The 4,485-nt window shown below is 70.6% G+C and carries 4 protein-coding genes; 3 read left to right on the top strand and 1 reads right to left on the bottom strand.

Features of this window, described 5'->3' with window-relative positions; translation table 11 throughout:
- Positions 1 to 87 precede the first annotated feature (87 nt).
- Both LOY02_RS06660 and LOY02_RS06655 read left to right on the top strand, forming a co-directional pair.
- Positions 88 to 993 (top strand): extensin family protein, encoded by a 906-nt coding sequence (locus tag LOY02_RS06660; protein WP_317181554.1) that lies wholly within the window; start codon positions 88 to 90, stop codon positions 991 to 993.
- Between the two features lie 148 nt (positions 994 to 1,141).
- Positions 1,142 to 1,498 (top strand): hypothetical protein, encoded by a 357-nt coding sequence (locus LOY02_RS06655; RefSeq protein WP_317181553.1) that lies wholly within the window; start codon positions 1,142 to 1,144, stop codon positions 1,496 to 1,498.
- A gap of 64 nt (positions 1,499 to 1,562) precedes the next feature.
- Here LOY02_RS06655 and LOY02_RS06650 read toward each other — a convergent pair whose 3' ends face one another.
- A complete protein-coding gene (locus LOY02_RS06650) occupies positions 1,563 to 2,429 on the bottom strand; it encodes a serine protein kinase RIO (RefSeq protein WP_317181552.1) in 867 nt (288 codons plus the stop codon).
- A 253-nt stretch (positions 2,430 to 2,682) separates the two neighbouring features.
- On the opposite strand from LOY02_RS06650, the gene LOY02_RS06645 reads away from it, so the two are divergent.
- Positions 2,683 to 4,485 (top strand): esterase/lipase family protein (locus tag LOY02_RS06645; RefSeq protein ID WP_410505922.1); only part of this gene is annotated, 1,803 nt, incomplete at its 3' end.

The raw sequence follows: 4,485 nt of genomic DNA, 5'->3' as shown, positions 1-4,485 counted from the left end.
GGCACTCGGCGCGGCCTGCGACACCGCGACCCGTGACCCGTGACCCGGGTCCGGAAACCTCAGGAGTCACCCCGACGTTGACCTGACGTGAGTGAGACCCGCGAGCGCCGGTCAGGCCCTGCCCCCAGCGGGCCGGGTGGACGACCTGCGCCGGGGGAACCGCCCCTGAGGCTCACCCGACGGGGCTTCCTCGTCCTCGGCGCGCTCGGTGTCGGCACGGTCGCTGCGGGAGCGTATGCAGTGACGCAGGGAGTGCCCGGACTCCCGGAGATCCCGGGCCTCGCCGGACCGTCGCCGCGGGAGGTGTTCGTCGATCCCGTCCCGGTCGACCACACGGCCCTGCAGGCGCGCACCCGACTCGGCGGAGCGGCATACGTCTATGAGATCTCGGGCAAGCCGGCGACCTACTATGTCGAGCCGGCCTTCGGCGCGCGGCTCGACTCCTGGCTCGCGTTGCACCGACGGCACACCGGCCAGTCGCCCGACGCGATCCGCTCCTACGGCGCCTGGGCGCGTGGCCGGCCCAACTCGTGGCACAGCTCGGGTCAGGCCTTCGACCTCGCCCGCCTGCGTGCTGACGGCAAGGACCTCGTCTCCTTGCGCTACGACCTGTGGCGCGATTCCCCAGCCCCCGAGCTGCGCCGGCGACTCTCCGCCTACTGGCGGGTCGCCGCCGGGTTGCACCACGAGTTCGCCGACGTCCTCACCTACCTCTACGACGACGCGCACGCGAACCACATCCATGTCGACACGGGCCGTTTCGGTGACGAGCGGCCACGTCTGATCCGGCGCTCTCGCGTCCAGGCGCAGGCGGTGCAGGCGATGTGTCGCCACGTCTGGGGTCGCACCGACGTGGAGGTCACCGGGGAGTGGGACGACGCGACGCGCGGCGCCACGACTGAGATCCTCGAGAGCATCGACGGACCGGGGGAGCTCGAGGAGAGCCGCGAGGCCTGGCAGGCCTTCATGGTCGCGACGATGGCGCATGCTTGATGTGCCTTCGGTGGCTTCGCTATCGGAAAGCCCTGTGGCATAACGGCATTCGGAAGGTGGGACTCGCCGCGCGCCGCGCGGACAGCTGCGCTAGCCTGCATCCGGCCGCATCACGGGGAGGCGGCGTGGTCGAGACAGGGGGCGTCGAGTGCGCAGCGCACGGGACGTCGTGCACTTCTCGTCGGGTCTGGACGTTCGGGACATCGCAGCGCAGTGGGCGACCGATCACGGATACCGGACCCTTCGCATGTCGGGCTCCGCGCTCGTCTTCGGCAAACGTGCTGCGCTCGTCGCACTGCCGGTCATGGTCGAGCTCGCGAGCCGGGACGCGGTGCACACCCTCTCGTGCTGGGGTCGGCTCAGCCGGCTCGTCGTGACCCGGGACATCAGCCTCACCGACCCGGCCCGCGCCGGACGTGCGCACCGTCGTCGGGCCCAGCGGGAGGTCAACGCGCTCCTCTGGGCTCTCGGGGCGCCGCCTCTCGACGGTTCCAGACAGGAGTGATCCCGTCGCGCCGGTGGGCGCCCGGCGCGGACTCGGCGGTGCCCGGGTCGCCGCAACCACCCGCTCACCACCGGGAGGTCGCGGCGGCGACGAGGTCGCCGAAGAGATGTCCGGCATCGACCTCGAACCCGCGGCGGGTGAACCAGTCCGCCATGTGGCGCGTGTCGCGCTCGAGGAACTCCAGCCCGTGCGGATTGCCGATGACGTCCACGATCTGCGGCCAGTCGATGATCACCAGGCGCGGGTCCCGGCCGTCCATGGTCGGGCGCTCGTCGAGCAGGACGTTGTAGGGCGAGAGGTCTCCGTGGGCCCAACCGAGCTCGGCCAGCCGGAGCATGGCCTCGCGAAGCTGGTCGAAGAGGACAGGGAGCACCTCACGATCCGGGCGGGTCTGGGCCAAGCGCGGTGCGGCGTGTCCGTCCGGCGTCCCGATGAACTCCATGAGCATCTCGTCCTCGCCCATCTGCACCGGGTAGGGGACGGGCAGGCCCTCACCCCACAGCCGGACGAGGGTCTCGAACTCCGCGAACGCCCACAGTCCGCTGATCAGCTGCTTGCCGTAGGCGGTCCGGGTGGCGATGGCCCGGGTCTCGCGGGACTTCCTGACCCGCCTCCCCTCGAGGTAGCCGGCGTCACGGTGGAAGAGGCGGTGGTCGCTCGAACGGTACCGTTTGCCGGCCATGAGCACATCTCGGTCGGGGTCGTCGGGCAGCCAGCGTCGGACGAGGTGGACGTCGGCCTCCTTGCCCGTCTTGAGGACGCCCAGGTCCTCCTCGACGGCACCGAGATCGGTGATGACCCAGTCGGGCCTGGGCTTGGGCCCGTGGGTCGCGCCGTCCCACGTCGACCAGCGGTCACCGACGGGAGGCGCATCAGGGTTGGTGTCTACGGCGAAGGACGACTCGTCCTCACGAAAGCGTTTGAAAGACAAGGGAACTCCAAGGAGGTGGTGGATGTGGGCAGGTGGGCCCGGACCGTGATGGACATGTCACCCCTCCTCGAACTCGACGATGGCTTCCGGCGCTGGTGCGCTCGACACGAGGCTGCCCTTCCGGTCTGCCGTGTCGCAAGCGGTTTTCCCGGCCTCGTCCGCGATTCGGTATCCGCGGAACACCCGTCGCCTCTACCGTGAGAACGGAGGGACAACGAGGACCGTTGCCCTGTCGGTGACCAGGGGGAGTCGTATGCCGCCCACGTCCTTCGAGAGCGAAGGTGTCCGAGTCGTCGTGCCGGGGTCCTACGACGTGCGCGAGTCATCGCGTGCTCGTGCCCTCCCCGGCGAGCCGGGCTTCGAGCAGACGGTCGCGAGGGACGCGATCCTCGCCTCCCTGGAGGACAGCGGGCTCGAACCGGTGCAACGGCTCGACCTGACACCCCAGCGGACGCGCGACCTCGCTGGGGAACGCAGGGCCGGCCCCAAGGAAGGCACGGCGACCGTCGAGGTGGACGTCGCAGCAGACGAGGACGCAGTGGTCCTTCTCGAACGCGATGGGGTCTACTCGTGGCGGATGCCGACCGATGCGGGCCGGCGAACCCGCTCGATCGACGTCGGCCCCCGCACCGCCCGCTTCGAGATCGACCTCAGAGCCGAGGGAAGCGGGTCGGCCCGGGCCCGCCGGGCGCGGGGAGCGGGCCGAACGAAGGGCCTGCTCGGCGACGTCGTGACGGGAGCCGTGCAGGCCGTCGTCTTCCGGTTCGCTGCACCGCTCGTCGTCGGCAAGGTGATGGAGCGGATGGAGGAGCACGTCCGACCGGGTCTGGTCCACATCACCGACACCGACCTCGGCTCGTGGCGCCGCTTCGACCGACTCGACGAGCTCGACCTGCCGACCGACCGACCGGTCCGTCTCCTGCTGCTCGTCCACGGCACGTTCTCGTCCACGGCCGGTGGGTTCGCGGCGTTCAGCCACGACGAGAACGCCAAGGGCCTGCTGCGCACGGCGATCGCCGCCTACGACGCCGTCATCGGCTTCGACCACCGGACCCTGAGCGTCGACCCCCGCGCAAACGCCAGGGACCTCCTCGAGCGTCTGAGCTCGCACCAACCCGGTGACGAGCTCATCATCGACGTCATCACCCACAGCAGGGGCGGGCTCACCACACGCAGCCTCGTGGAGTACGAGCTGCCCGGATCGACCTGGCCGGGCCGGGTGGATCGCGTCGTCTTCGTGGGTGCGACCAACGGCGGGACACATCTGGCCGATCCCGGTCGATGGCATGACCTCGTCGACCTCTACACCAACCTCGTCAGCGTCGGGGCCGGTGCGCTGGTCGCCCTGCCAGGTGGTGCTCCGGTGGCGGCCGTCGTCGCGGGTGTCATCAAGGGCGTCGGCGCGCTCGTGAAGTACCTCGTCTCCTACGCCAGTGGGGAGGACGGCGTGCCGGGACTCGCGGCGATGGTCCCGGACGGGCCCTTCGTCACGGACCTCAACACGGCACAGCCGGGGCAACCGGCTCCGGGCACGAACTGGTTCGTCGTCGCGTCCCACTTCCACGTCGAGCTGTTCGACGACTCCCACCAGCCCCCGGAGTTCCCCCGAGAGCTCGTCGTCAAGCTGGCCGAGGGTTTCGTCGACGAGCTGTTCCAGGGCGACAACGATCTCGTGGTCGACACGGACTCGATGAGCGCCATCGGGCTTCCGGTGGGCGGGTTCGTCGCCGACGCAAGGGTGTTCGAGACGAACGACCGGATCTACCACACCAACTACTTCAGCCAGCTGGACGTCATCGAGGCGATCGCCGGTTGGCTCCCGCTCGGGATGGGGGCCGGTGGCGGGCCCGAGGCCGCTCCCGAGCAGCCAGATGTGGTCGGCGCCGAACCGCCGGAGAGTGGTGGCGACGAGGCCGGGGCTGCGGGTGGCAGCTCGAAGGGCGGCCGTGGCGTCACGGGACGCGAGGCAGGACCGGAGCCGCCAGGCGATCGCGGCCTGCCCATGGCCCCACCCCCACCGGCGCCGGCACCGTCCGCGCCGGCACCGTCCGCGCCG

This window comes from Intrasporangium sp. (assembly GCF_032907665.1).
Classification (GTDB): Bacteria; Actinomycetota; Actinomycetes; order Actinomycetales; family Dermatophilaceae; genus Intrasporangium.
This window is presented reverse-complemented; position numbering and strand designations above follow the sequence as displayed.